This is a genomic window from Cupriavidus sp. SIMBA_020, assembly GCF_046535395.1.
GTDB classification, from domain to species: Bacteria; Pseudomonadota; Gammaproteobacteria; order Burkholderiales; family Burkholderiaceae; genus Cupriavidus; species Cupriavidus campinensis.
In genome coordinates this window covers 184,042-210,199 of record NZ_JAWRWU010000008.1, presented here as the reverse complement: position 1 = coordinate 210,199, position 26,158 = coordinate 184,042, and the positions used below count along the sequence as shown (strand labels likewise).

Annotated in this window: 19 protein-coding genes; 9 read left to right on the top strand and 10 right to left on the bottom strand. The window is 68.3% G+C overall.

Annotation, left to right across the window (positions count from 1 at the left end; translation table 11 throughout):
• Nucleotides 1–14: 14 nt before the first annotated feature.
• A complete protein-coding gene (locus SB751_RS17425) occupies nucleotides 15–776 on the bottom strand; it encodes a tyrosine-protein phosphatase (RefSeq protein WP_144197349.1) in 762 nt (253 codons plus the stop codon).
• 310 nt (nucleotides 777–1,086) lie between these two features.
• Here SB751_RS17425 and SB751_RS17420 point away from each other — a divergent pair, with 310 nt between their 5' ends.
• The 4 genes from SB751_RS17420 (at nucleotide 1,087) to SB751_RS17405 (ending at nucleotide 5,008) form a co-directional block, all read left to right on the top strand.
• Nucleotides 1,087–2,598: a DASS family sodium-coupled anion symporter gene (locus tag SB751_RS17420; protein WP_144197348.1), complete on the top strand. Its 1,512-nt coding sequence runs from the start codon at nucleotides 1,087–1,089 to the stop codon at nucleotides 2,596–2,598.
• Nucleotides 2,599–2,634: 36 nt separating this feature from the next.
• Entirely contained in the window at nucleotides 2,635–3,684 is a 1,050-nt protein-coding gene (locus SB751_RS17415; RefSeq protein WP_144197347.1) for an Ldh family oxidoreductase, read from the top strand.
• Between the two features lie 55 nt (nucleotides 3,685–3,739).
• Nucleotides 3,740–4,435 (top strand): transglycosylase domain-containing protein, encoded by a 696-nt coding sequence (locus tag SB751_RS17410; protein ID WP_144197346.1) that lies wholly within the window; start codon nucleotides 3,740–3,742, stop codon nucleotides 4,433–4,435.
• A gap of 102 nt (nucleotides 4,436–4,537) precedes the next feature.
• A complete protein-coding gene (locus SB751_RS17405) occupies nucleotides 4,538–5,008 on the top strand; it encodes an MgtC/SapB family protein (protein ID WP_092298156.1) in 471 nt (156 codons plus the stop codon).
• A gap of 1 nt (nucleotide 5,009) precedes the next feature.
• Here SB751_RS17405 and SB751_RS17400 read toward each other — a convergent pair whose 3' ends face one another.
• The 5 genes from SB751_RS17400 to SB751_RS17380 form a co-directional block, all read right to left on the bottom strand.
• Nucleotides 5,010–5,258: a formate dehydrogenase subunit delta gene (locus tag SB751_RS17400; RefSeq protein ID WP_144197345.1), complete on the bottom strand. Its 249-nt coding sequence runs from the start codon at nucleotides 5,256–5,258 to the stop codon at nucleotides 5,010–5,012.
• 7 nt (nucleotides 5,259–5,265) lie between these two features.
• A complete protein-coding gene (gene fdhD / locus SB751_RS17395; protein ID WP_092298128.1) occupies nucleotides 5,266–6,126 on the bottom strand; it encodes a formate dehydrogenase accessory sulfurtransferase FdhD in 861 nt (286 codons plus the stop codon).
• Between the two features lie 4 nt (nucleotides 6,127–6,130).
• Entirely contained in the window at nucleotides 6,131–9,007 is a 2,877-nt protein-coding gene (gene fdhF, locus SB751_RS17390; RefSeq protein WP_410748247.1) for a formate dehydrogenase subunit alpha, read from the bottom strand.
• A gap of 93 nt (nucleotides 9,008–9,100) precedes the next feature.
• Nucleotides 9,101–10,657: a formate dehydrogenase beta subunit gene (locus SB751_RS17385; RefSeq protein WP_144197342.1), complete on the bottom strand. Its 1,557-nt coding sequence runs from the start codon at nucleotides 10,655–10,657 to the stop codon at nucleotides 9,101–9,103.
• Nucleotides 10,654–11,166 (bottom strand): formate dehydrogenase subunit gamma, encoded by a 513-nt coding sequence (locus SB751_RS17380; protein WP_144197341.1) that lies wholly within the window; start codon nucleotides 11,164–11,166, stop codon nucleotides 10,654–10,656. Before SB751_RS17380 ends, SB751_RS17385 begins: the two co-directional genes overlap by 4 nt.
• Before the next feature lie 146 nt (nucleotides 11,167–11,312).
• Here SB751_RS17380 and SB751_RS17375 point away from each other — a divergent pair, with 146 nt between their 5' ends.
• A complete protein-coding gene (locus tag SB751_RS17375; RefSeq protein WP_144197340.1) occupies nucleotides 11,313–12,413 on the top strand; it encodes a helix-turn-helix transcriptional regulator in 1,101 nt (366 codons plus the stop codon).
• Between the two features lie 42 nt (nucleotides 12,414–12,455).
• On the opposite strand, the gene SB751_RS17370 is transcribed toward SB751_RS17375, so the two are convergent.
• From SB751_RS17370 to SB751_RS17360, 3 genes are all read right to left on the bottom strand, one after another.
• Nucleotides 12,456–14,180 (bottom strand): M30 family zinc metallopeptidase, encoded by a 1,725-nt coding sequence (locus tag SB751_RS17370; protein WP_211943881.1) that lies wholly within the window; start codon nucleotides 14,178–14,180, stop codon nucleotides 12,456–12,458.
• 173 nt (nucleotides 14,181–14,353) lie between these two features.
• A complete protein-coding gene (gene ppk2 / locus SB751_RS17365) occupies nucleotides 14,354–15,304 on the bottom strand; it encodes a polyphosphate kinase 2 (RefSeq protein ID WP_144197338.1) in 951 nt (316 codons plus the stop codon).
• Nucleotides 15,305–15,392: 88 nt separating this feature from the next.
• Nucleotides 15,393–16,433, bottom strand: a complete 1,041-nt coding sequence (locus SB751_RS17360) for a transporter (RefSeq protein ID WP_144197337.1) — start codon at nucleotides 16,431–16,433, stop codon at nucleotides 15,393–15,395.
• A 177-nt stretch (nucleotides 16,434–16,610) separates the two neighbouring features.
• On the opposite strand from SB751_RS17360, the gene SB751_RS17355 reads away from it, so the two are divergent.
• The 4 genes from SB751_RS17355 to SB751_RS17340 all read left to right on the top strand — a co-directional run bounded on the left by SB751_RS17355 (nucleotide 16,611) and on the right by SB751_RS17340 (nucleotide 20,557).
• Nucleotides 16,611–16,859 carry a hypothetical protein gene (locus SB751_RS17355; protein ID WP_144197336.1) on the top strand — a complete coding sequence of 83 codons (249 nt, stop codon included), beginning with the start codon at nucleotides 16,611–16,613 and terminating at the stop codon, nucleotides 16,857–16,859.
• A gap of 136 nt (nucleotides 16,860–16,995) precedes the next feature.
• Complete coding sequence (locus SB751_RS17350; protein ID WP_144197335.1) at nucleotides 16,996–17,280, top strand: hypothetical protein; 285 nt, start codon at nucleotides 16,996–16,998, stop codon at nucleotides 17,278–17,280.
• Nucleotides 17,281–17,383: 103 nt separating this feature from the next.
• A complete protein-coding gene (locus SB751_RS17345; protein ID WP_410748246.1) occupies nucleotides 17,384–18,058 on the top strand; it encodes a DsbA family oxidoreductase in 675 nt (224 codons plus the stop codon).
• Between the two features lie 285 nt (nucleotides 18,059–18,343).
• Nucleotides 18,344–20,557, top strand: coding sequence for a di-heme oxidoredictase family protein (locus SB751_RS17340; protein WP_186296814.1), 2,214 nt, complete (start codon nucleotides 18,344–18,346; stop codon nucleotides 20,555–20,557).
• A gap of 75 nt (nucleotides 20,558–20,632) precedes the next feature.
• Here the strand turns inward: SB751_RS17340 and SB751_RS17335 are convergent, their stop codons facing one another.
• The gene (locus SB751_RS17335) at nucleotides 20,633–26,134 is read right to left on the bottom strand and encodes an AAA family ATPase (RefSeq protein WP_410748245.1); all 5,502 of its coding nucleotides are present in this window, start codon (nucleotides 26,132–26,134) and stop codon (nucleotides 20,633–20,635) included.
• Nucleotides 26,135–26,158: the final 24 nt, after the last annotated feature.

Here is a 26,158-nt window from a genome sequence, read left to right as displayed (position 1 = left end):
GGTAGCGGCGGCGCTCAGGCTTCCAGATAGTGGCTGCGCAGGCGGTCGATGTCCACGCCTAGCCCATCGGCAATGTAAGCCTCCAGGCCGCCGTGCGCCTGCTCGATGGCGGCAATCGATGCCTCCAGGTATTCCGGCCGCACGTCGAGCAGCGGCATGATGACGTCGGGCGGCACGCCCAGCGCGTCGGTGCGCGCGAGGATCGCCTCGTTGAAGCGGCGGTTCCAGTGATTCGACTCAAGGTAATTGGCGACGATGTCGTCACGCGCCACGCCGAGCGCGGACAGCAGCAGCAGCGACGCAAAGCCGGTGCGGTCCTTGCCGGCCGTGCAGTGGTAGTACAGCGTGCCGCCCGCCTCCGCGTTGCGCAGGAAGCCGGCGAACGCGTCGCGGTAGCGCACCGGGAAATCGCGGTAGACATCGACCATGAAGGCGTGGACCTGGCCCGGCGTGCTGTCACGCAGGCGCGGCATCAGCACGTCCATCGCCATGCTGCCCTCCAGCACCGGCACGGGAATCCAGCGGAAGCGCTCACCGAAGGCGGCCTCCTGCGGGGACTTCTCGCCGGCCGAGCGGAAGTCGATGACCATGTCGAGGCCCAGCGCATGGAGGCGGTCCAGGTCCGCCACGCTGGCCAGCGCCGGATTGCCGCTGCGGAACAGCTTGCCGTGGCGCACGCGGCGCCCAAGCGCGCCGACGAGGCCACCGAGGTCACGTGCATTGCTGATTGTTTCCAGCGGCAGGCACGGACGGATGTGTGTTGGGTGAGTCACCATGTCGGTGTCCGGTTAGCGTTGGTTAAGGCGGTTAAGGCGGTTCGAAAAGATTTCAACATCGCCCCCAATTATTTCAGATCGAGGCCGCGCAGCGCCATCGGAAATCGCCCGATGTCAGCAACCCGTTGCGCCACCGTGACGCGCGGTGTGTCGTCCGCAGTCCCTGACCTCGCAGAGACTTGATCCTGGACAATTCACGCTGACGCAATCCCTTGGCACAGGCGGGCACGCTTCTCATAATGCATGAGTCGACCGCGGCGATCCTGCGTGACGACCGCGTCGACAGGCTCATCCACTTTGGAAGTAAAAGATGCCTGACTCGCATATCTCTGCTGCTCCCGCCGCCGCCATCTCGGCGCCCGTCACCCCAAAGGCGACCCTCCACTGGGGCTTGTACCTCGCCCTCGCCGTGCTCGTCGCGGTACTCCTGATACCCACGCCAGAAGGGCTTCCCGTCGCCGGGCAGCGCATGCTCGCCATCCTTGCCTTCGCGGTGGTCGTGTGGATCACCGAGGCGGTGACCTACGAGACCAGCGCGATCATGATCACCTCGCTGATGGCGGGCCTGATCGGCTTCGCGCCAACGGTGGCCGATCCATCGGTCAACTACGGCACCTCGCGCGCGCTGGGCATGGCGCTGGCCGGCTTCTCAAACACGGCGCTTGCGCTGGTGGCGGCCGCGCTGTTCATCTCGGCCGCCATGACCGTGACGGGGCTCGACCGGCGCATCGCGCTGGTCACGCTCTCCGCCATCGGCACCAGCACGCGCCGCATCCTCATCGGCACCATCGCCGTCACGATCATCCTGAGCCTGGTCGTGCCCAGCGCCACGGCGCGCAGCGCCTGTACGGTGCCGATCATGATGGGCGTGATTGCCGCGTTCGGCGTGGACAAGAAGTCCAATACCGCTGCCGGCATCATGATCATGGTGGCGATGGCCACCAGCGTGTGGAACGTCGGCATCCAGACTGCCGCCGCGCAGAACCTGCTGACCGCCGGCTTCATGGACAAGCTGCTCGGGGAGCGCGTGACCTGGCTGCAATGGCTGATCGCCGGCGCGCCGTGGGCGCTTGTCATGTCGGTGGTGCTCTATTTCCTCGTGCGCTGGCTGCTGCCGCCCGAAACCAACGCGATTGCCGGCGGCAAGGAAGCCGTGCAGCGTGAACTGGCCGCGCTCGGGCCCATGACCGGGCCGCAGAAGCGCCTCGCCGCCGTCGCCATCGGCCTGCTGATGTTCTGGGCGACCGAGGGCAAGCTGCACCGCTTCGATACCGCGACCATCACCTTCGTCGGCCTGGTGATCCTGATGCTGCCGCGCTTTGGCGTGATGGACTGGAAGACCATGCAGCAGCGCACCCCCTGGGGCACGCTGATCGTGTTCGGCGTCGGCATCAGCCTTGGCACCGCGCTGCTGACCACGCAGGCCGGCCAGTGGCTCGGCAAGTTCGTGGTCACGCATTCCGGCCTCGCCGACCATGGCGTGCTGATGGTCTTCGCGGTGCTGTCCGCGTTCCTGATCCTGATCCACCTGGGGTTCGCCAGTGCCACGGCGCTCACCGCCGCGCTGCTGCCCATCCTGATCTCGGTACTCCAGACCCTGCCCGGCGACATCAACAAGGTCGGCATGACCATGCTGCTCGGCTTCACGGTCAGCTTCGGCTTCATCCTGCCGATCAACGCGCCGCAGAACATGGTCTGCCTCGGCACGGACACCTTCAACGGCCGGCAGTTCGCGCGCGTGGGCATTCCGCTGACGATCATCGGCTATGGGCTGATGCTGGTCTTCGCGGCCACGTACTGGCGCTGGCTCGGCTGGGTCTGATCGCCATCGCCATGCCATAACAAGAGCGCCCTCATCATGAAACTCAAGCTCGAATCGGCGCGTCGGCTGGCGCGTGACATCCTCGTTGCCCAGGCCGTGCCGGAAGACATCGCGGAAGACGTGGCGGAACACCTCGTCGAATCGGACCGCTGCGGCTATATCAGCCACGGGATCTCCATCCTGCCGAACTACCGGCGTGCGCTGGAAGGCGGCAGCGTCAATGCCGAAGGCCGCGCCGAGTGCGTGCTCGACCGCGATTCGCTGATGGTCTTCGATGGCCATGGCGGCTTCGGCCAGCACGTGGGCAAGGTTGTGATGGTGCAAGCCATCGAGCGGGTGCGCCAGCACGGGCACTGCATCGTCACGCTGCGGCGCTCCCACCACCTGGGGCGCATGGGCCACTATGGCGAGATGGTCGCCGCGGCGGGGCTGGTGCTGCTGAGCTTCACCAACGTCATCAACCGCCCGCCGGTGGTGGCGCCCTATGGCGGCCGCGTGGCGCGCCTGACCACCAATCCCCTCTGCTTCGCCGGACCGATGCCGAACGGCCGGCCGCCGCTCGTGGTGGATATCGCCACGAGCGCCATCGCCATCAACAAGGCGCGCGTGCTGGCCGAGAAGGGCGAGCCGGCGCCCGAGCACAGCATCATCGATGCAGACGGCAACCCGACCGACGACGCCTCGGTCATGTTCGGTGAGCGGCCGGGCGCGCTGCTGCCGTTCGGGGCACACAAGGGCTACGCGCTGGGCGTTGTGGCGGAACTGCTGGCCGGCGTGCTGTCCGGCGGCGGGACGATCCAGCCCGAGAACCCGCGCGGTGGCGTGGCGACCAACAACCTGTTCGCGGTGCTGGTCAATCCTGAATTCGATCTCGGCCTGAACTGGGAGCGCGGCGAGGTGGAGGCATTCGTCAACTACCTGCACGACACGCCACCGGCGCCCGGCTTCGATGCCGTCCAGTACCCGGGCGAGTACGAAGCGGCCAACCGCGCGGCGGCGGCCACGCACCTGGAGATCAATCCCAATATCTGGCGCAATCTGGAGGGACTGGCGCGGTCGCTTGGGGTGACCGTACCCACGGAATAAGCCCGGCGGTCGGCAATTTCCGAATCGTCATCGGACCCATGGCAAAATATGCGCCATGCAACGCCTCTGGTCCGCCTTCGTCAAACTCGCCCTGCTCGCCGTGCTCGGCGGTGCGTTGCTCATCGCCTTCGCGGTGCTGGTTGCCGACCGCCAGCTGCCATCCCTCGACTCCCTGACCGCGTTCCGCAAGACGCCGGATTATGTCGAACTGCGCCAGTTCCCGCCCGCATTGCGCGAGGCGGTGGTGGCCATCGAGGATGACCGCTTCTATCTCCATGACGGCGTGGACTACGTTGGCGTGATGCGGGCCGGCATCGCCAATCTCTCCGACGACCTCTCCCAGGGCGCGTCCACCATCACCATGCAGGTGGCGCGCAACTTCTTCCTGTCGCGCCAGAAGACCTACACGCGCAAGCTCTACGAAGTGCTGATGGCCTACCGGATCGAGCGCGCGCTGACCAAGGACGAAATCCTTGAGATCTATCTGAACAAGATCTACCTGGGCCAGGGCGCCTATGGCTTCGACGAGGCCGCCCAGACCTACTTCGGCAAGCCCGTGGCCCAACTCACGCTGGCCGAATGCGCGATGCTGGCCGGCCTGCCCAAGGCGCCATCGGCCAACAATCCCGTGGTCAATCCGCGCCGGGCGCGCCAGCGGCAGACCTATATCCTGCTGCGGATGATGGAACTGGGCCGTATCTCGCGCGCCCAGTACGACGCCGCGCTGCTCGAGCCGCTGCGCCTGCGCTGAATTTGGGCTGACCTCGGCACTTCCCCTGTCAGCCAGCGCCCGACTGCGCGCGCCGCGCCCTGCGTGCTAGCCTCCCCGCATCACGACCACGGAGAGCCCGCCATGGATGGAATCTGGGGAGAGGTCTACAGCACGCTGCGTTCGGAATTTGCCGATATCCCCGATGTCGCGGAACTGACCCGCATTCTCACGCGGCTCACGCTCGCCATCGTGCTGGGCGGGCTGATCGGGTTCGAGCGGGAAGCGGCCGGCAAGGCCGCCGGCTTGCGCACCCACATGCTCGTGGCGCTGGGTTCGGCGCTGTTCGTGCTCGTGCCGCTGATGGCGGGCATGGAGGTCGCGGACATGAGCCGGGTGCTTCAGGGCGTGGCGTCCGGCATCGGCTTCCTGGGCGCGGGCGCCATCATCAAGCTCAACAGCGAGGAAAACATCCAGGGCCTGACCACGGCCGCCAGCATCTGGACCGTGGCCGCCATCGGCGTGGCTTGCGGCCTCGGCCGCGAGAGCACGGCCGTTGTCGGCACGCTGTTTGGCCTGGTGATTCTTCAGGTGCTGTATCGGCTCAAGAAGTAGGTCACGCGGTGGCCCGCAGCGTGATCTCCAGCTTCTCCCGATGCCGCGCCACAGCCGCCTGCACGATGGGGTCAAGCCCTTCCCCGCCATCCGTCGCGTCCACGTGTGCCAGCAGTGCGCGCCGCATGCGCGGCTCCCAGAAGCGCTTCAGGTGGCTGGCGATGTCGGCCAGCGCCTCGTCGCGGTCCGGCATGGCTTCGAAGAAGCCGCCGATCTGGTTAGCCATCTTGATCAGGTTGTCGATGTGCATGACAGGTCTAAGCCATCCGTAGTCGATGTGGATGCGCGTAGGCGACCAGGCCGCCCGCGCGCACGAATCCCGCCAGCGTGACGCCGGCCGTCCCGGCCAGGCGCACCGCCAGCGCGGTGGGGCCGGACACCGCTGCCAGCACCCCCGCCCCGATGGCGGCCGTCTTCAGCACCATCTCATAGCTCGCGCGGCTGGTCACGATGACCGCGCCGCGCCCGATATCCTCGTCCGAACGGGCCAGGGCGCCCGCCAGCTTGTCCAGCGCGTTGTGCCGGCCCACGTCCTCGCGCACCAGCGATACCTCGCCATCGGCGCGCAGCCAGCCCGCCGCGTGCGTGGCGCCGGTGTCGCGCAGCAGGGCCTGACGGCGCTGCAACTGGGCGAAGGCGGCGTGCAGCACGGCCGGGTCGAAGGACGCCTCGCTCTGCACCGCGTGCGGCGCCCGCATGACCTCGTCGAGCGATTCGGTGCCGCACAGCCCGCAGCCCGTACGGCCGGCCAGCGCGCGGCGCCGCGCCTTCAACGCCACGAAGGCCTCGCTGGCGATCTCGATCTCCACGGCCACGCCGTTCGGGCGCGTGACCACCTCGATGCCGTAGATGTCGCGCGGCGCCGCCACGATGCCCTCGCTCAGGCTGAAGCCCAGCGCGAAGTCCTCCAGATCGGCCGGCGTGGCCAGCATCACCGCGTGCGAGACGCCGTTGTACTCCAGCGCCACGGGCACTTCCTCGGCGATATGGTCGATCTCGGCTGTCGCCGCCATCGCTTCCCCGCCGCGCCAGCGCGTCACCGCCATCGACTGCTGGGTCGCTGGGAATTCCCCCGCCTCATCCGGCGCGGTCTCGTGTGGCGGCATGCAGCGCTTCATCGCCCTACTCCGCCGACGCCTGCACCGGCTCGCTGGCCGCGCGCAGGTGCGCCAGCTGCTCGCGGTTGAACGCCTCGTACTCGCGCTGCCAGGACGACGGCTGCGCCACCGGCATCACCTGCACCGCCGTTACCTTGTACTCCGGGCAGTTGGTGGCCCAGTCCGAGTTGTCCGTGGTGATCACGTTGGCGCCGGACTCGGGGAAGTGGAACGTGGTGTAGACCACGCCCGGCTGCATCCGCTCGCTGACGATGGCGCGCAGCACCGTCTCGCCCGCGCGGCTCTGCACGCCCACCCAGTCGCCGTCCTTGATGCCACGCTCCTCGGCATCGTGCGGATGGATCTCCAGCCGGTCCTCGTCGTGCCAGTGCACATTGTGGGTGCGCCGCGTCTGGGCGCCCACGTTGTACTGCGACAGGATGCGCCCCGTGGTCAGGATCAGCGGGTACTTGCGGTTGACCTTCTCATCGGTCGCCACGTACTTGGTGATGATGAACTTGCCCTTGCCGCGTACGAAGGCATCGACGTGCATGGTCGGCGTGCCGCTCGGCGCGTCGGCATTGCACGGCCACTGGATGCTGCCGAGCGCGTCGAGCTTCTGGTAGCTCACGCCCGAGAAGGTCGGCGTCAGCCGCGCGATCTCGTCCATGATCTCGGACGGATGGTTGTAGTGCATCGGGTAGCCCAGCGCGTTGGCCAGCAGGATGGTGGCCTCCCAGTCGGCATAGCCGCCCTTCGGGGGCATGACCTTGCGCACGCGCGAGATGCGGCGCTCCGCGTTGGTGAACGTGCCGTCCTTCTCCAGGAACGACGAACCCGGCAGGAACACGTGGGCGTACTTGGCGGTCTCGTTCAGGAAGATGTCCTGCACGACGATGCATTCCATCGACGACAGCGCCTCGGCCACGTGCTGCGTGTTCGGGTCCGACTGCACGATGTCCTCGCCCTGGCAGTACAGCCCCTTGAACGAGCCGGTCAGCGCCGCCTCGAACATGTTGGGGATGCGCAGGCCTGGCTCCGGGTTGATCTCGACATTCCAGGCGGCCTCGAAGGCGCCGCGCACCGTCGAATCGGACACATGGCGGTAGCCCGGCAGCTCGTGCGGGAAGGAGCCGATATCGCACGAGCCCTGCACGTTGTTCTGCCCGCGCAGCGGATTCACGCCCACGCCTTCGCGGCCGATGTTGCCGGTGGCCATGGCGAGATTGGCGATGCCCATCACCGTGGTCGAGCCCTGCGCGTGCTCGGTCACGCCCAGCCCGTAGTAGATCGCCGCGTTGCCGCCGGTGGCGTAGAGCCGGGCGGCGCCGCGCAGCTGGTCGGCCGGCACGCCGGTCACGGCTTCCATCGCCTCGGGCGAGTTCTCGGGCAGCGCCACGAAGTCGCGCCACTGCTGGAACGCGCGGTCCTCGCAGCGCTCGGCGATGAACGCCTCGGCCAGCAGCCCTTCAGTGACGATCACGTGCGCCATCGACGTGACCAGCGCCACGTTGGTGCCGGGGCGCAGCTGCAGGTGGAAGTCGGCGCGGATGTGCGGCGAATCGACCAGGTCGATGCGGCGCGGATCGGCCACGATCAGCCTGGCGCCAGCGCGCAGGCGCTTCTTCATGCGCGAGGCGAACACCGGGTGGCCGTCGGTCGGATTGGCGCCGATGACCATGATCACATCGGCCTTGGCCACCGAGCGGAAGGTCTGCGTGCCAGCGGACTCGCCCAGCGTGGTCTTCAGGCCATAGCCGGTGGGCGAGTGGCAAACCCGGGCGCAGGTATCGACATTGTTGTTGCCGAAGGCGGCGCGCACCAGCTTCTGCACCAGATAGCCTTCCTCGTTGGTGCAGCGCGACGAGACGATGCCGCCGATCGAGTCCTTGCCGTGCTCGGCCTGGATGCGCTTGAACTGCGCGGCCGCGTAGCCGATGGCCTCCTCCCACGACACCTCGCGCCACGGGTCGGTGATTTTCGCGCGGATCATCGGCTTGAGGATGCGGTCCTTGTGCGTGGCGTAGCCCCAGGCGAAGCGGCCCTTCACGCAGGCGTGGCCCTCGTTGGCCTGGCCGTCCTTGTAGGGCACCATGCGCACCACCTCGTTGCCCTTCATCTCGGCCTTGAACGAGCAGCCCACGCCGCAGTAGGCGCAGGTGGTCACGGTGCTGTGCGATGCCTGACCCAGCTTGATGACCGACGTCTCGGTCAGCGTGGCGGTCGGGCAGGCCTGCACGCAGGCGCCGCAGGACACGCAGTCAGACTCCATGAACGACTGGCTCGTGCCGGCCGCCACGCGGGACTCGAAGCCGCGCCCGCTGATGGTCAGCGCGAAGGTGCCCTGGGTTTCCTCGCAGGCGCGCACGCAGCGGTTGCAGACGATGCACTTGGAGGCATCGTAGGTGAAGTACGGGTTCGATTCGTCCTTGGCCAGCGCCGTGTGCGTGGCCACCGGCACCGCGCTGGCGCCGTCGTTGTAGCGCACCTCGCGCAGGCCGACCACGCCGGCCATGTCCTGCAGTTCGCAGTTGCCGTTGGTCGGGCAGGTCAGGCAGTCGAGCGGATGGTCGGAAATATAGAGTTCCATCACGCCGCGCCGCAGGTCGCCGAGCTTGTCGCTCTGGGTGCGGACCTTCATGCCCGCCTCCACCGGCGTGGTGCACGAGGCCGGGTAGCCGCGCCGCCCCTCGATCTCCACCAGGCAGAGCCGGCACGAGCCGAAGGACTTCAGCGAATCGGTGGCGCACAGCTTGGGCACGCCCACGCCGGCCTCGGCCGCCGCCCGCATGACCGAGGTGCCGGCCGGCACCGTGACGGCCACACCGTCAATCTCCAGCGTCACCTGCGTCTCGGACAGGCTGGCGGGGGTTCCAAAATCGAAATCGTCGCGTGCGTTCAAGGGATGTCTCCCGTCAAACTTCGTAGGGCTGCGCGCCCCTGAGGGGCGCGTCGTTCTTTGATCTGGCTCGGTGATCCGGCTCGGTGATCGGGCTCAGGCGGCCTTGGCGGGCTTCGGCGCGAGGCCGAAATCCTCCGGAAACTCGTTCAGCGCGGACAGCACCGGGTACGGCGTCATGCCGCCCATCGCGCAGAGCGAGCCGTTGAGCATGGTGTCGCAGAGGTCGCGCACCAGCGCCACCTGCTTCACCGGCTGCTCGCCGGCAATGATCCGGTCGATGACCTCCACGCCGCGCGTGGAGCCGATGCGGCACGGCGTGCACTTGCCGCAGGACTCGATCGCGCAGAACTCCATGGCGTAACGGGCCATTTTGGCCATGTCCACGGTCTCGTCGAACACGACGATGCCACCGTGGCCGACCACCGCGCCGAAGGCCGCGAAGGCCTCGTAGTCCATCGGCGTGTCGAAGCGCGACTCGGGCAGGTAGGCGCCCAGCGGCCCGCCGACCTGCACCGCGCGGATGGCCCGGCCGCTGCGCGTGCCGCCGCCGTAGTCCACCAGCAGCTCGCGCAGCGTGATGCCGAACGCCTTCTCCACCAGCCCGCCCTGCAGAACGTTGCCGGCCAGCTGGAACGGCAGCGTGCCGCGCGAGCGGCCCATGCCGAAGTCCCGGTAGAAGGTGGCGCCGCGCGCCAGGATCACCGGCACCGTGGCCAGCGAAATCACGTTGTTGATGACGGTCGGTTTGCCGAACAGCCCTTCGATGGCCGGCAGCGGCGGCTTGGCGCGCACCACGCCGCGCTTGCCTTCCAGGCTCTCCAGCAGGGCCGTTTCCTCGCCGCAGACATAGGCGCCGGCGCCCTTGCGCACTTCCAGGTGGAAGCGCCGGCCGCTGCCGCGAATGTCGTCGCCCAGCCAGCCGGCCTGCGTGGCCAGGGCGATGGCCGCCTCGGTCACGGCAATCGCGTGCGGGTATTCGGAGCGCGTGTAGATATAGCCGTGCTCGGCGCCCACGGCGAGGCCGGCAATCGTCATGCCCTCGATCAGCATGAACGGGTCGTCCTCCATGACCATGCGGTCGGAGAAGGTGCCGGAGTCGCCCTCGTCGGCATTGCAGACGATGTACTTGATGTCCGACGCGGCGCCCAGCACGGTCTTCCACTTGATGCCGGTGGGGAACGCCGCGCCGCCCCGGCCACGCAGGCCCGAGTCGGTGACTTCCTGGACGATCTGGGCCGGCGCCATGGCCAGCGCGCGGGTCAGCCCCGCGTAGCCCTCATGGGCGATGTAGTCGTCGAGCGAGAGCGGATCGGTAATGCCCACCCGCGCGAAGGTCATCCGCTCCTGCTTCTTCAGGAACGGGATCTCGTCGGTCAGGCCATGGGCCAGCGCGTGCGCGCCGCCGGTCAGGAAGCCGGCCTCGAACAACCCGGGCACATCGCTGGCGGACACCGGGCCGTAGGCCACGCGGCCTGCGGCGGTCTGCACCTCGACCAGCGGCTCGAGCCAGAACAGGCCGCGCGAGCCATTGCGCACGATGCGCACGTCTGCACCACGGCTGGCGGCTTCCTGTTCGATGGCGCGCGCCACGTCGTCGGCGCCGAGGGCCAGCGCGGTGGAGTCGCGCGGGACGAAGATCGTCGTGCTCATGCCTGGGCCTCCGCCTCGGTGGCTTTGATGGCTTCACTGGCTTCGGTGGATGCAGGCAGGGCCGCCACCAGCGCGTCGAAGCGCTTCGCATCCACGCGCGCGTGGAGCTGTTCGCCGATCATCACCGCCGGGCCGCATGCGCACTGGCCCAGGCAGTAGACCGGCTCCAGCGTAACGCGGCCATCGGCCGTGGTCTCGTGGAAGCCGCAACCCAGCGCCCGGCTGGCGTGCGCGGCCAGCGCGTCGGCGCCCACGGACTGGCACGCCTCGGCGCGGCAGACCTGCACCACGTGCCGGCCTGCCGGCTGCTCGCGGAAATGGTGATAGAACGTGATCACGCCGTGCACCTCGGCGCGCGAGAGATTCAACGCCTTGGCGATGACCGGCACCGCATCGGCGGGAATAAAGCCGTGGCTGTCCTGAATCTCGTGCAGGATGGGCAGCAGCGCGCCCGGCATGTCGCGCCGGGCATCGACGATGCGGGTAATGGGATTGGGGATGTCCGGCATGGTTGTCTCCGTGCTTGTCATCGTTCTGGCCCCGGCGGCCATATAGGCTATTTATTTCATATTCCGGGGTTTCACAGCTGGCTCTTTGGGCCTTTTTGCGACTATAAGCCCGTGATTTCTGGCGTTCAATATGCTATTTTCTGCATATGCTACGTATCTCGATCGAGCCCCACCTCCAGATCCGCGACGACGCCGCTCCCGATGCCGCGCGGGCCGCGCCCAGCCTTGATGTGTCACGGCTGGTGGCCCTGCTTGGCCATATCGAGGCCACCGGCAACATCGCCCAGTCGGCCGAGGCCGTGTCGTTGTCTTACCGCTACGCCTGGGGCATCCTGCGCGACGCCGAAACGCTGTTCGGCGGCGCCCTGATCGCCAAGACACGTGGACGGGGATCCACCCTGACGCCGATGGCCCAGCAGTTGGTGTGGGCCAGCAAGCGCATCGCGGCGCGGCTCTCGCCCACGCTGGACAGCCTGGCGTCCGAACTGGAAATCGAACTGAAGAAGCTGATGGATGCCACCGACCCGGCCGTGCGGCTCTACGCCAGCCACGGTTTCGCGGTGGCGGCGCTGCGCGACTATCTCGACGAACAGAAGGTCCGGCACGACCTGAAGTACTGCGGCAGCCTGGAAGCCGCGGCGGCCCTGGCCGAGGGCGCGTGCGACGTGGCCGGCTTTCATGTGCCGATTGGTGCACTCGAACAAGACACCCTGCACCGCTTCGCCGCCTGGCTGCGGCCCGAGACGCATTGCCTGATCCACCTCGCCGTGCGCTCCCAGGGTCTCTTCGTAGGGCCCGGCAACCCGCTCGGGGTGGAAGCACTGGAAGACCTGGTCCGGCCGGATGTGCGCTTCGTGAACCGGCAGGTGGGCTCAGGCACGCGGCTGCTGCTGGAATTGATGCTGGCGCGGCGCGGCATCGACCCGAACCGGATCGAGGGCTTCAGCAACGGGGAATTCACGCACGCGGCGGTGGCGGCCTATATCGGCAGCGGCATGGCCGATGTGGGCTTCGGCGTGGAGACGGCGGCGCGCCGCTTCGGGCTCGAATTCGTGCCCGTGCTCAAGGAGCGCTATTTCTTTGCGATCGAGAAGACGGCGCTGCACAGTCCGGCGCTGTCCGGCGCGGTGTCGGCCATGCGCAGCGCGGCCTACCGCGAGCGCGTCAACGCGCTGCCGGGCTACGACGGCGCGCTGACGGGAACCGTGCTGACCTTCGAAGAGGCGTTCCCGGGCATCCCGCTATAAGTAACAGAAAGCAGGATGCCGGGAGAGGTCGGCCCGGCCCGGTCAGTAGGCGACGACGGACAGCGTCACGCCGGCCGGCAGGCGCACCTTGTCGCTGTACACGCCATCGGTGGTGGCCGTGCGCTTCAGCGGCAGCGTGCCGAGGCCCTGCAGGAAGCTCGGCACCGACGCCGGCAGCTTGCGCAGCGCGGCATTGGCGGTGGAGGCCGGGTCGATCTCCGGCAGCTCGAAGGTGCCGTCGGTCCATCGCGGATAGCCGTAGCCGGTCGGCGCCTTGGCGGCCGGCATGCCGCTGCCGTTGGTCGCCGCCCAGCGCGTCAGCGCCAGGTTGAACGTCAGGCCCGGCTGGGTGGCCTGGATCGCCTGGTCGAGCACCGTCTTCGAGCCCACCACCTGGCGCGTCAGCAGATCCTTATAGAAGGGCAGGCCGAGCTGGCGGTCCAGGAAGCCGCCGAAGCTGCCGGACACCGAGTAGCTCTCGCACGTGCCGCCGCCCGTGAAGGTCAGCAGCGGGCAGTTGAAGCCGCTGTAGCGGTAGAAGTCCGGGAAGCGCACATCGCGGATCGCGTTGTAGGTCGGGTCGATGCTGAAGCTGAGGAAATCCTCCATCTGCATCGCCGTCATTTCCTCGAGCCAGTCGTCGTAGGCATAGGCGGTGCCCATCGTCACGGCGCGGCGGTAGAAGTTCTGCATGTGCGTCCCTTCGTGCGCCATGGTCATCTTCATCGCCTTCATGCCGGTGGCGCCGCCCAGGGCCAGCGTCTCGCTGTCCAGATACAGCGAAATCGACTCGTTGCTGCGCGAATCGGCGGTCTTCAGCAGGTTGTGCAGGCCCCAGAAGTAGCCCACGGTGCCGCCCGGAGCGCCGTTGCCGTCGAAGTTCAGGATGACGATGTCGATCGGCTGGCCCGCGGGCAGCACGGTGTCCGGATGGGCGTTCGCGCCCCAGACCGCGCCGCCGATGCCGGTCAGCAGGTCATAGATCTTGCCCGAGCCGGCAAAGGCGGCGCCCAGGTCGTCGACGATGGTCGAGTCGATACCGTTGACGATGTTGTACTGGGAGTCTTCCACCCAGACATTGACGATGGTGCCGTCGGTGGCGGTCATCTGCTTGCGCAGCGTGGCGGGGCGCGTGGAACCGTCCGTGTGGTACCAGGACTTGGTCGCCCCCACGCCCGGGATCGCGACGGGCCGCGGCGCCGGCACGCCCAGGGTCTGGCGCAGCGGTTGCGCGGCGGCCACCTTCTCGGCCCAGCCGGTGCGGTTGAATTCGGCGATCTCGCGGCGGCGGGCTTCGGCCTCCGCGTCCGCGCTCAGCGCCTGCGGCGACAGGCGGGTCACCGTGGTGGCGTCAAGCATGCTGGCGGAGAGCCCGCTGGGCAGCAGCGCCAGGGTGTTGTTCAGGTTGGTCAGCAGCAGGGAGATCGAGGTGCCGGCCAGGCCCGAGATCGAGAACTGCACATCCTCCGACGCGCCGCCGGCGGTGTGGCCCCAGATGCCGGTGCCCGCGCCCGAGAAGGCGGCGCTGGTGGCGGCGCTGCATTGGGCGCCGCTGCACGCCTGGTCGAGGCCGGTCACCAGCACCGGCTGCGCCGGGGTCACGGGCGTGTTGGTGTCGCCAGCCTGCTGCTGTGTCGTGGTGGAGCCGGCATTGTCGCCGCCGCCGCCGCCGCAGGCGGTCAGCGCAAGCGCCGCCAGGACGGTCAGCGCGGGCAGGCCGCGCGAAAACAGGGACAGATCAGAACCACGCACTGCGAGGCGACGCATCAGGACACTCCCGAGAAAAAGGTGAGCCCCCGGCAGGGTGCCGGGGTGCGTCCTGTCTTAACGGCGGGTGTCGCCCGTGCTTTAGGGAATTGTCAGGATTTGTCGCGTTCTGTCGTTTTTGCCGCTTTGGCATCAGATCTGGCGGATCGGGGGTGCCGATCCTGCCGATCCGGTCAGTAGACTTCCGGCACGATCATCGCGTCCGGCACCGGCTGGCGCGTGTAGTCGGCGTGGCGCTCGCGCTCGGGCAGCACGATCACCGGCTGCGACGGCTCCACGTACGGCATCTGCCCCAGCAGGTGGCGAATGCAGTTCAGGCGCGCGCGCTTCTTGTCCACGGCCTGCACGATCCACCACGGCGCCTCCGGAATATGGGTGCGCTCGAGCATGATCTCCTTCGCCCGGGTGTAGTCCTCCCAGCGGCGGCGAGACTCCAGGTCCATCGGGCTCAGCTTCCACTGCTTGAGCGGATCGTGGATGCGGCTCAGGAAGCGCAGGTGCTGCTCCTCGTCCGAGATCGAGAACCAGTACTTGACGACCTGGATGCCCGAGCGCACGAGCATGCGCTCGAACTCCGGCACCGAGCGGAAGAACTCCTCGTACTGGTCGTCGGTACAGAAACCCATCACGCGCTCCACCCCGGCGCGGTTGTACCAGCTGCGGTCGAACAGCACCATCTCGCCCGCGGCCGGCAGGTGCGACACATAGCGCTGGAAGTACCACTGCGTGCGCTCGCGGTCGTTGGGCGCCGGCAGTGCGGCCACCCGGCACACGCGCGGGTTCAGCCGCTGCGTGATGCGCTTGATCACCCCACCCTTGCCGGCGGCGTCGCGCCCCTCGAACAGGATCACCACCTTGTGGCCGGTGGCCACCACCCAGCTCTGCAGCTTCACCAGTTCGCCCTGCAGGCGGAACAGTTCGCGGAAATACATGTGACGTTCAGCGCGCTCGTCCTCGCTGTCGGTCACGCCCGAGTTATCGCCGGGACCACCCGATTCGCGCGCCAGCAGGCTCTGGATCAGCGCGGGGTCCCGGTCTTCGAGCTCCAGTTCCAGTTCCTCGTCGTAGTAGTCCGCCACCTCGCGGTGGATGCGCCGGATCAGCGCTTCGTCGTTGTAATCCATGGCATTTCTCCGTCACGTCGCTGCATCGGCTATCGGCAAATATCGTACGCCTGACCCATGGCAATTGCATGAATTTGCGTGGTGCGGGTCACTCTGCCTGCTTGCGAAACGCCCACCGCCCGGCCAGCACCGAAAAGCTGCCCACTACCGCCACCAGCACCCAGAAGCCGTGCGGATGGTCGGCCAGCGGAATGCCGCCCACGTTCATGCCGAAGAAGCCGGCGACGATATTGATTGGCAGCGCCAGCACGGTCACCAGCGTCAGCGTGAACAGCGTGCGGTTGGTCTGCTCGTTGAGCTTGGCGGCGATTTCTTCCTGCAGCAGCTTGATCCGCTCCACCAATGCGGCCAGGTCATCAAGCACGAGCGAGAATTCCTCGGTGGATTCGCGCAGCGCCTGCAGATCAGCCTCGCGCAGCCAGGCCGGCGGGCGGTTCAGCAGGCGGAACAGCGCGCCGGGCTCGGGCGCCAGCAGGCGCTGCAGCCGCACCAGGCCGCGCCGCATGGCGCCCAGGTCGGCCCGGTTGCCCTGCAGCCGCTGGGCGAGCAGCCGATCTTCGATCTGGTCCACACTGACCCCGGTTTCACGCACGATCTGTACCAGCACGTCGGCCTGATCGCGCAGCAGATGCACGACGAGATCCAGCGGGGAGCGAAAGTCCTCACCCCGGCGCACGGCGGCGCGCAGCTTGTCCACCGAGCGCAGCGGGCGCATGCGGGCGGTCACCAGCAGGCGGTGATCGGCATTGGCCCAGAGGGTGGAGATGTCCGTCGAGGTCACGCCGAAGTTGTAGATCACGTCGTTGACCACGGCCAGCAGCGCGTCTTCCTGGCGCTCGATGCGCGTGGAGTGCGAGCCCTGGCGCAGCGCCTCGAAGAAATCGTCGGGCAGGCCGAGGTGGGTCTTCATCCAGCGCTCGCAGGCGCTGTGCGACAGGTTGAAATGCAGCCACAGGAACGGCCCGTCGTGGGGGCGGGCATGGGGCACCCCGGCATCCTGGCGCTGCAGCCAGGCCACCGCCTCGGTGGACGGAATCTCGCGCGGCGGCTGCCCCGGCTCGAACAGGAACCCGCTGACGAGCCCCACCGGATCGGAACCATAGCCGGATTCGACAATGCCGGATTGCATAAACCCCCTGTCCCTTCGTCGACGATCGACACGATGTGCGCCAGCGCGCGACGCTAGCACACCGGCGCGAAAAGTCGGTGACAGACCCCCCATCCCGCGCGAATCCGAATGCGCCGTATGCACTATAACTATCCCATCACCACAAAACCGGGCGCCCGATGCCCACCAGGAGGGGACATGTCGAGACAGATCAAGAACAAGGCCGAAGTCCGCGCGATGATCCGCGCCGAACAGGAGAAGCTGCCGGCGTGCAAGGGATGCTGCTTCGGCGATGTCTGTTGGCACGCGCCGGATGGGGACGGCTGCAACTGGAGCGTCTCGAAGATGGAGGGCGAGAGCGGCGCGGCCTGCCTCGAGGCGCTGGCGCCGAAGATCCGCGCGCTGCAGGAGCAGTTCAACATCGCCGAGGAATCGCCGCGCGGGTAAGGCGCGGCGCGGCCTGGCGGCCGTAAAGCGCGCCCGGGGCATCTTTCGGAAAGCCACGCGAAATAATCCCGGGCCGCGCCTGTTTTGGCGCGGAATTGCGCGTAAAGTGGGCCCATCCACTTTCCCGGAGGCGGCCATGGACACTTCACCGAGCGCCAGCTACAAAGGGTACGACATCTACCCGCTGGTCTACACACATGCCGCGACGCACGAATGGTACGAACGCCGCCCGGACCGCACCTACAGTGCCTCCGTGGTGATCTGCCGCGAAGGGACCGATCCGGTATCGGCCCTGGTGCGGGTCTTTCCGATGCTGGCCCGCCAGTGGGACAGCCTGGGCGGCGCACGCCGCGCGGCGGTACAGGCCGGCACCGAAATCATCGACGGGCACGTGCCCGGACAGTCGATCGTGGGGCTGTAGCCCCGCCCGTCCCTCCGTGACCTAATACCCGCCGCCTGCAAGGGGCGGCGAATCGGGCTACCCTGTCGGCCATCGCCTCTTTCGCGCGCCGCACAGGATTGCCATGACCCAAGCCCAACCCCTCCGTATCGACTTCGTTTCCGACATCGCCTGCCCCTGGTGCGCGATCGGCCTGTCCTCGCTCCAGGTCGCGCTCTCCCGCCTGGGCGACGCCGTGGATGCCGAGATCGTCGTCCACCCGTTCGAACTGAACCCGCAGATGGGGCCCGAGGGCGAGGACATCGTCGGCTACATCAGCAAGAAGTACGGCCGCACGCCGGCGCAGATCGCCGAGACCCAGGCGATGATCCGCGCGCGCGGCGCCGAGGTGGGCTTCACGTTCGGCCCGCGCGAGTGGGTCTACAACACCTTCGATGCCCATCGCCTGCTCCAGTGGGCGGGCCAGCAGGAGCCAGGCAAGCAACTGGCGCTGAAGGCGGCCCTGCTGCGCGCCTATCACGGCGAGGGCAAGGACCCAAGCGGCCACGCCGTGCTGGTGGAAGCCGCCCAGTCGGCCGGGCTCGACGCCGCCGCGGCGCGCGCCGTGCTGGACAGCGACGACTTTGCCGAGGAAGTCCGCGCCGAGGAGCAGCAGTCCCAGGCCATGGGCATCACGTCCGTGCCGTCGATCATTTTCGACAACCGCTACCTCGTCACCGGCGGCCAGGCGCCCGAGGCGTTCGAGCAGGCCATCCGGCAGATCCTGGCCGAGCGCGGCGGTGAAGCGCCCTCCGCCTGATCGCCCTGCCCCTCATTTGTCTCGCGTGGACTCGCATTGACGCTTTTGAGTACACGCTTCTTGCGTTGGCGGTGTGACGCCAACGCGACACCCCTCTACGTCGCCCACACTTTCCCGTTCACATTTGCTAACTTTCACCCCCATTAAGTAGGGGCAGCCCTGCGCATCGACGATGCGGCCAGGGCGCCGGCCCATGTCAATACATGACGTTTGTCATGTACTTGTCATCGTTCCGGCGATAAACACGAGCGGCACCGAAGAGTGACCGCCGGCAGCAACGGGAAGATGTTCAACAAAAACGAAGGGGTCAACACCATGCAGGTCCTTACACCACGCCCTCAACCGGGGGGCGACGGGCATCGCGCCACGTCTCGCCGATCGCGTCTATCGCGCCTATCGCGTCTATCCGCCCTGTCCGTCTGCGTTTCCGCCGCCCTGCTGCTGGCCGCCTGTGGCGGCGGCGGTGACGGCGCGCCCTCGGGCACGCCGGCCGGCGATACCCTGGGCTACACGCCGCTGTTCTCGGCAGATACGCCGATGAACGAGCAGATCCAGTACCGCCAGCCTGACGGCACGCTGGTCACGATGATGGGCTCGCGCCCGACCGAGCGCCACGCGCGCGAGCGCGGCGAGGCGTGGGACGCCCCCGACGCAGGCCCGGGCCGCTACCTGACCTTCCCGACGTTCTACTTCCAGAACCGCACCTTCGGCCTCGAGATCCACGATCACGTGCCGGCCGGCATCTCGCGCGTGGACGTGTACCTGCGCGTGAACCAGGGCATCTTCGACGGCACCACGTTCAGCCTGTTCCGCAACATCCTGAACCCCGAGGTGCGCGACTACGGCTGGTCCCTGAACTACGGCTTCAACAATCCGAAGGAAGGCGGCCTGCCGATCTGCCGCGAAGCCCAGCCGAAGGAGGACTGCATGATGTCCTTCGACTCGAACTGGCGTACCGATCCGCACAGCCCGCTCAAGATCGGCGACAAGGTCGAGCTGGCGCCGGCGCCGCGCCTCAAGCGCGACCCGGTGGTGGACGGCGGCGGCAGCCGCTACTACTCGTTCGAGCAACTCTACGTGGTGGGCGTGGGCATGCGCCCGTGGTACGGCATCGCCCCGAACCTCGACTCGGAGCCACTGCCCGAAGAGACGCTGCTCGGCGGCCAGGCCAGCATCTCGTACAACTACTCCGAGGAGCCGATGCGCGTGTTCCAGCAGATGGCGAACAACATCGGCATCGTCAACACGCAGCGTTTCGTGGAGGGCCGCCGGCTGTTCCACACCTCGTTCCTGGACGGCAAGCACTCGGAGCACGACGCCGACAACCCGGTCTTCACGGCCCACATCGGCCAGCTCGGCCCGCGCTACAACCAGCCGCGCTGTATCGAGTGCCATACGAACAACGGCCGCAGCGTGGCCGCCAGCATCGGGGCGAAGCTCGACACCATGTCGATGCTGACCAACGGCGCCGATGGCAAGGCGGATCCGACCTACGGCTACAACGTGCAGCAGCACGCCCAGGACCCGACGGCGACGCCGTTCGACGTCACGCTCCAGGCGCTCGACAAGACCGTGCGCACGCTGCCTGACGGCGAGCGCGTGGAACTGGTGAAGCCGGTGTTCGCCTTCAAGGGCCCCACGCCCGCGCAGTTCTCCGCGCGGCAGGCGCCGCAGGTGATCGGCATGGGCCTGATCGAGGCGCTGGCCGAGACCACCATCCTGGCCCAGGCCGACCCGAACGACGCCAACGGCGACGGCGTGCGCGGCATCCCGAACTGGATCGTCGATCCGGAAACCGGCAAGACGCACCTGGGCCGCTTTGGCTGGAAGGCGTCGAAGGCCAGCCTGCGCCATCAGGTGGGCGATGCGCTGATCAAGGACATGGGCGTGACCTCGCCGACGTTCCCGACGCGCGGCTGCCAGCGCGGCGCGCCGGACTGCCGGAGCGCCTCGGCCACCTCGGTGACGGAGGGCGAACTGCAACGGCTCACGCACTACCTGTCGCTGATCGGCGTGCCGGCCCAGCGCAGCCTGCGCAGCGGCTTCCCGGACGGCATCCGCGTGTCGCCCGAGCATGACGTGGACCCGCCCCTGATCGCACGCGGCGCGGCCCTGTTCAACCAGGTCCGCTGCGTGGCCTGCCACACGGCGACGATGCAGACCGGCAATACGCACCCGTTTGCCGAGCTGCGCAACCAGACCATCCACCCGTACTCGGACCTGCTGCTGCACGACATGGGCCCGAACCTGGCCGACTCGCTGCGCGAAGCCAACGCCGCGCCGAACCTGTGGCGTACCGCGCCGCTGTGGGGCGTCGGCTCGCTGCGCTTCGTGCAGGGCGGCGACCAGAACGTGCGTCTGCTGCACGACGGCCGCGCACGCTCGATGCTGGAAGCCATCCTCTGGCACGGCGGCGAGGCCGACAGCAGCCGCACCCAGTTCGAGGCGCTGCCCAAGGCCGACCGCGACGCGGTGGTCGCGTTCCTGCAGTCGCTGTGATGTCGCAGTAATCTACCGTCGACAAAAAACCGGGGCCTCGTGCCCCGGTTTTTGTTTTCCCCCTGCCCAGCCAGGCTAGGCCGCCTGCCGCGCGGGCACCGTGAACTGGACCACGGCGCCGCGCGGGGTGTTGGGGCTGGCCCACAGCCGGCCGCCGTGGCCGTCGATGATCGAGCGGCAGATCGACAGCCCCATCCCCAGCCCGGTGGCCTTGGTGGTGTAGAACGGGGCGAACACGCGCTCGGCGCTGTCGGCGCCGAAGCCCGGCCCCGAATCGCACACGGCGACGCTCACGCAGCCGTTCTCGGCGGACGCGGTGCGGATCACCAGATGCCGGCCGCCGTCGCTGACGCCGCCCATCGCCTCCAGCGCGTTGACGATCAGGTTGAGCAGCACTTGTTGCAGTTCGACACGATCGCCCTCGATGTGCGGCAGGCCGTCCGCCAGCGCCGTCTCCACCGTGGCCAGGCCCTTGGCGGCTTCGCCACGGGTCAGTTCCACCACCTCGCGGATTGCCGCGTTCATGTCCACCGGCTCCTTGCGGGGCGGCGACTTCTTGATCAGTTGGCGGATGCGCCCGAGCACATCGCCCGCCCGGTTGGCGTCCTTGACGATGCGGGTCAGCGCCTCCCCCACCTCGTTGACATTGGGCGGCTGCGCGCCCAGCCAGCGCAGCCCGGCCTGGGCGTTGGTCACCGTCGCCGCAATCGGCTGGTTGACCTCGTGCGCGATCGACGCCGCCAGCTGTCCCATGGTCGCCACCCGGTTGGCGTGCGCCAGCTCGGTCTGCACCTCGCGGTAGCGCCGCTCGCCCTCGCGCACGCGCTCTTCGGCCTGCTTGCGCTCGGTCAGGTCAAGCACGAACGCCACGCCCTCCTGCCGGCCGGCGCCGAAGGAAGCCAGGCCGACGATGACCGGCACCCGCGTGCCATTCTTGCGGATGTACTCCTTCTCGAATGGCGCGGCGTGCCCGGACTGCTCGCACTGGGCCAGCGCACGTTCGCTGTCCGCGCGCATCTCCGGCGGGGTCAGGTCGCGCCAGCGCACCCGGCCGGAGACCAGATCCTCGCGCGCGTAGCCCACCATGCGCAGGAAGGCGTCGTTGGCTTCCAGCACGTCGCCGGCCACGTTCCAGACAATGATGCCGATGATATTGGCCTCCACCAGCCGCCGGATCTTCGCCTCCCGCTCGGCCACGTCGCGGTACAGCCGCGCGTTTTCGAGCGAGATGGCGGCCTGCGAGGCCACCAGCTTCAGCACCGCGATCCGTGCCGGACTGAACGCGCGCGCCGTGAGATTGTTCTCCAGATAGAGCGCACCAGTCAGCCGCGCCTGGTTCATCAGCGGCAGGCACAGGATCGAGCGGGCGCGATGCTGGCGCACATAGGGGTCGGTGGCGAACGGCGAATCGGCCGCCGCATCGTCCAGCACCACGCTTTCCCGGGTGCGCAGCACATGGAACAGCAGTGACTCCGGCAGCATCTCCGCGCTGGCCGGCACGTCGCGCAACTGAAGCTGGGTGGCATCCGTGCCGGTGGTGGCTTCCGCCGCCACCCGGTGCTCCCCCGCGCCCGACAGCACCAGCAAGCCGCGTTCGGCGCCGGCCTGCTCGATGGCCGTGCGCATGATCATGTCGATCAGGTTCTCCAGCACGATGTCGCCCGAGGCAGCCTTAGACACCTTGAGCACGGTCGCCAGGTCGAGGTGCTCCACCGGCGTGGCGATGGTGGTGGTCGGGCCGGGCACGGGGTCTTCGGTGCGCAGGTACGGATACTGGGCCTCCAGATGCCGCACCTTGCCATCGGCGCCCCAGCGCAGGTAAGCGTAGCGCGCATCCTGCAGGTAGATCCGGGCGATTTTCCCCAGCCCGCGCGCCGCGTAGAAGCGCGACGCCAGTTCGTTGGCCAGCGCCTCGATGTGGACGAAGCCGCTCGCCTGCGCCGCGTCGAGGGTTTGCTCGTAGCTATGCTCGGCATCCAACAGACGGCCTTCCACACGGGCGATCTCGGCGCCGACCAGCATGGCGCGGTCCGCGAAGTTCTCCGGGCAGTGCTCGGCCCAGTGCGCGAGTTGCCGGTGATGCGCGGCCAGCGCGTCCAGATGGGGCTGGCGCTCGTCCGCCGGGGCGCTGTCGCAGGCGGCGGCCTGGGCCAGCGCGGCGTAGCAGTGATATTCCGCCTCCTCGAAAAACGAGGACGAAGTCCAGAGCAGCGCCCGCGCCCGCGCGGCGGCGGCCATGGCGGTGACGTAATCACCACACAGGTAGCGCGCCTGGAGCTTGCGGGTCCAGTACCAGCACTCGGCCAGCGCGAGGTCCGGGCTGGCCGCCAGATGCTGTTCGACGCGCGCCTCCTCGAATGGCTCGCCATCCAGCCTGCCGAAGACCGGCGTCAGGCCGCGCAGCATGCGCACCAGCGCCAGCTGCGTGGCGATAAAGTCGATCACCAGCCCGAAGCGCACCTTTTCGGCGTAGGCCAGCCCGCGCTCGGCCTCCACCTGCACCTCGGCCAGCGGCTCGCCGGCAAAGATCATGTCCGAGTTGCGGCTGTTGCCCGCGTAGGCGCCGTACGGCAGGTCGCCGATGCGGTTCGCCGCCGCGAACGCGCGGCGCAGCAGCGGCTGGCACTCGCGCACCGGCCGCAGCCAGCGCATGACGAAGATCGAGAAACAGAGGTAGGTCTTGGCCTCGAAGCGCGTGAGGCCGCGCCGGTCCACCAGTTCGCAGCCCAGCTGGCCAAAGCGGAAGCCGGCCTGATAGTCGCCAAATCGCCGCCCGGCCACCCGGCCGACATTGGCGTAGAGCACGCAGGACGCATCGCAATTACCGCGCTCCATGCTGAGGCTGACCGCCTTGCAGATGGTCAGGCAAGCCAGGTTGGCATCGGTCTGCAGGGCGGGCGCGAACAGCTTGCTCAGCGCCTCCACGGTGCCGAGGGACGCCGCGTCGTCCATCAGCGGCAGGTCGATCAATGCCTCGATGGGGCGGTCGCCGAGGCGGGTCCAGATCTCGTCGTATTCGCGCCGGACGGCGTTGTCGTCCGGGTGAGGCGTCCATTCGATGCCGACATGCCGCAGGTAGTCCAGGCACACGGCCACCGCGCGGTCACTCTGGTCGAGCACGAGGCAGATGTCCATCTGGAGGCAGGCGACCCGGCCCTTCTCGACTGTGGTGGTGGCGCGCGGGGTCAGCGCGCCCAGGCGCGCGTCCGCGATATCCAGCTGGCCGGTCAGGAACTCGCATTCCACCCGGTGCTGCTCCAGCGCAAAGCGCAGCGCGTGGCGGTGCGCCCACCCTTCGTCGCCCAGCAGCTCCGCCCCCGTGCTCAGGTAGGCCAGCGCCGAGGCGTAGGCCGTGGAGGCTTTGGCGCGCTGCCCGGCCATCAGGTTCAGCGCCGCCAGCCGCTCGCGCTCGTCCGGCTCGGTCATCAGCGCCGCCCCGCGATTGAGCTGGCCGGCGATCTCGAAGATGGCCTCGTCGAGCGTCTCCGGCGGCGTCTGGGCGGCGAGCAACCGGCCCACGCGCAGATGGGCGGCGGCGCGCGAGGCTTCCGGAATCCGCAGGTAGGCCGCCTCATGGACCCGGTCATGCGCGAAGGCATAGGCGCCATCGGCCCGCTCGACCAGCTCCTGGCGGACGGCCTCCCACAGCGCCGCGTGGACCTGCGCGTCCGGCACGCCCAGCACGGTGCTCAGGGTCGCCATCTCGGCTACGTTGCCGAGGCAGGCCAGCTGCTGCAACGCCTGCTGGGTCTCGGCCGGCAGGCGGGCCAGCTTGCCGACCATCAGGTCCACCACGTTGTCGGTGTAGCCCTTGGCGTGGATGCGGTCGGGGTCCCAGGTCCACTGCCGCGCGTCGTGGTCGAAGGCCAGCAGGTCCTCCTCCACCAGCGCCTGCAGGAACTGGATCACGAAGAACGGGTTGCCGGCGGTCTTGTCCTCCACCAGCTGTGCCAGCGGCGCGATGCGCGCCCGTTCGCAATGGAGCGACTCGGCAAACAGCTGCTCGATGTGGGCGCGGCTCAGCGGCGCCAGCTTGATGTCATCGATCTTGACCCCGGCGTTGCGGATGGCCAGCAGCTTGCCGGTCAGCGGATGGGTGGCATCGACCTCGTTGTCCCGGTAGGCGCCCACCAGCATCAGGTGGCGCAGGTCGGAACGGACCAGCACATCCTCGATCAGGTCGAGCGTGGCGGCGTCCAGCCACTGGAGGTCATCGAGGAACAGCGCCAGCGGGTGCTCCGGCTGGGCAAACACGCCGATAAAGCGCCGGAACACCAGCAGAAAGCGCTGCTGGGCCTGCTGCGGCTCCAGGTCCGGCACCGGTTCCGGCTCGCCGATGATCAGCTTCAGCTCGGGAATCAGGTCCGTCACCAGCCGGGCGTTGGGCTCCAGCGCCTCCAGCAGCGCACCGCGCCAGCGCGCCAGCTCCGTGTCGGGCTTGCCGAGCAGCGTGCGCACCAGGCTCTGGAACGCCTGCACCAGTGTCGAGTACGGGATATCGCGCTTGTACTGGTCGAACTTGCCGGAGGCGAACAACCCGCGCGGCGGCACCAGCACCCGGTGCAGCTCGTTGACCACCGAGGACTTGCCGATGCCCGAGTAGCCGGACACCAGCACCAGTTCCGGCGTGCTGGTGCGGATGATGCGGGCGAAGGCCGAGAGCATGGTGTCGACCTCCTGCTCGCGCCCGTACAGCTTCTCGGGGATCATCAGGCGGTCGCGCGTGCCGTGCTCGTCGAGCGGAAAGTCCTCGATGCGGCGCTGGCGCTCCCAGTCTTCCAGGCAGCGCCGCAGGTCGTGCTCGACCCCGGCGGCGGTCTGGTAGCGCTCCTCGGCGGTCTTGGCCAGCAGTTTCATGACGATGCGCGACAGCGCGGCCGGCACGGTCTCCACCCGCATGCGGGGCGACGGCGGCATCCGGGCGATATGGCAGTGCACCCACTCCATGGCGTCCGTCGCCGTGAAGGGTAGCGCGCCGGTCAGCATTTCGTAGAGGGTGATGCCGAAGGCGTAGAGGTCGCTGCGCGAGTCGATCGACCGGTTCATCCGCCCGGTCTGCTCGGGCGCCATATAGGCCAGCGTGCCGGCGATGGTCTCGGGCGGTTCCGGGGCCTGGCGCTCGCGCGGCAGGCGCGAGGCGAGGCCGAAGCCGGTCAGCCGGGACTGGCCGTCGGCGCAGTTCACGAGGATATGGGTGGGCTTGAGGTCCTTGTGGACCAGACCGCGCTGGTGCAGCTTGCAGAGCGCCAGGGCGATGCCGGTGGCGTGGCGCAGGAAGGTGCCGGCATCCATCGGCGTGCCCAGCATCGCCGCGAGCGGCTCGCCGCCCGGATCGTCGAGCATCAGCACGGTCCGCCCGCCGTCGCGCAACAGCTCCAGCGGGCGCAGCGCCCAGGCGCCGTCCAGTTCGTCCCGGAGCGCGAACTCGTGCGCGAGGCGGTCCAGCGTGGCGGGCAAAGGGTGTTCCGCCGCCGGGCGTGCCAGCAGCACCGCGTGGCCGCCGCCCTCGCCCGGAAGCTGGTCTCGACAGAACACGCGTTCGCCGTCGTCCCACAGGACGTGCAGTCTGTTACCCATTGGCGCCGACAAACGTTATGGATC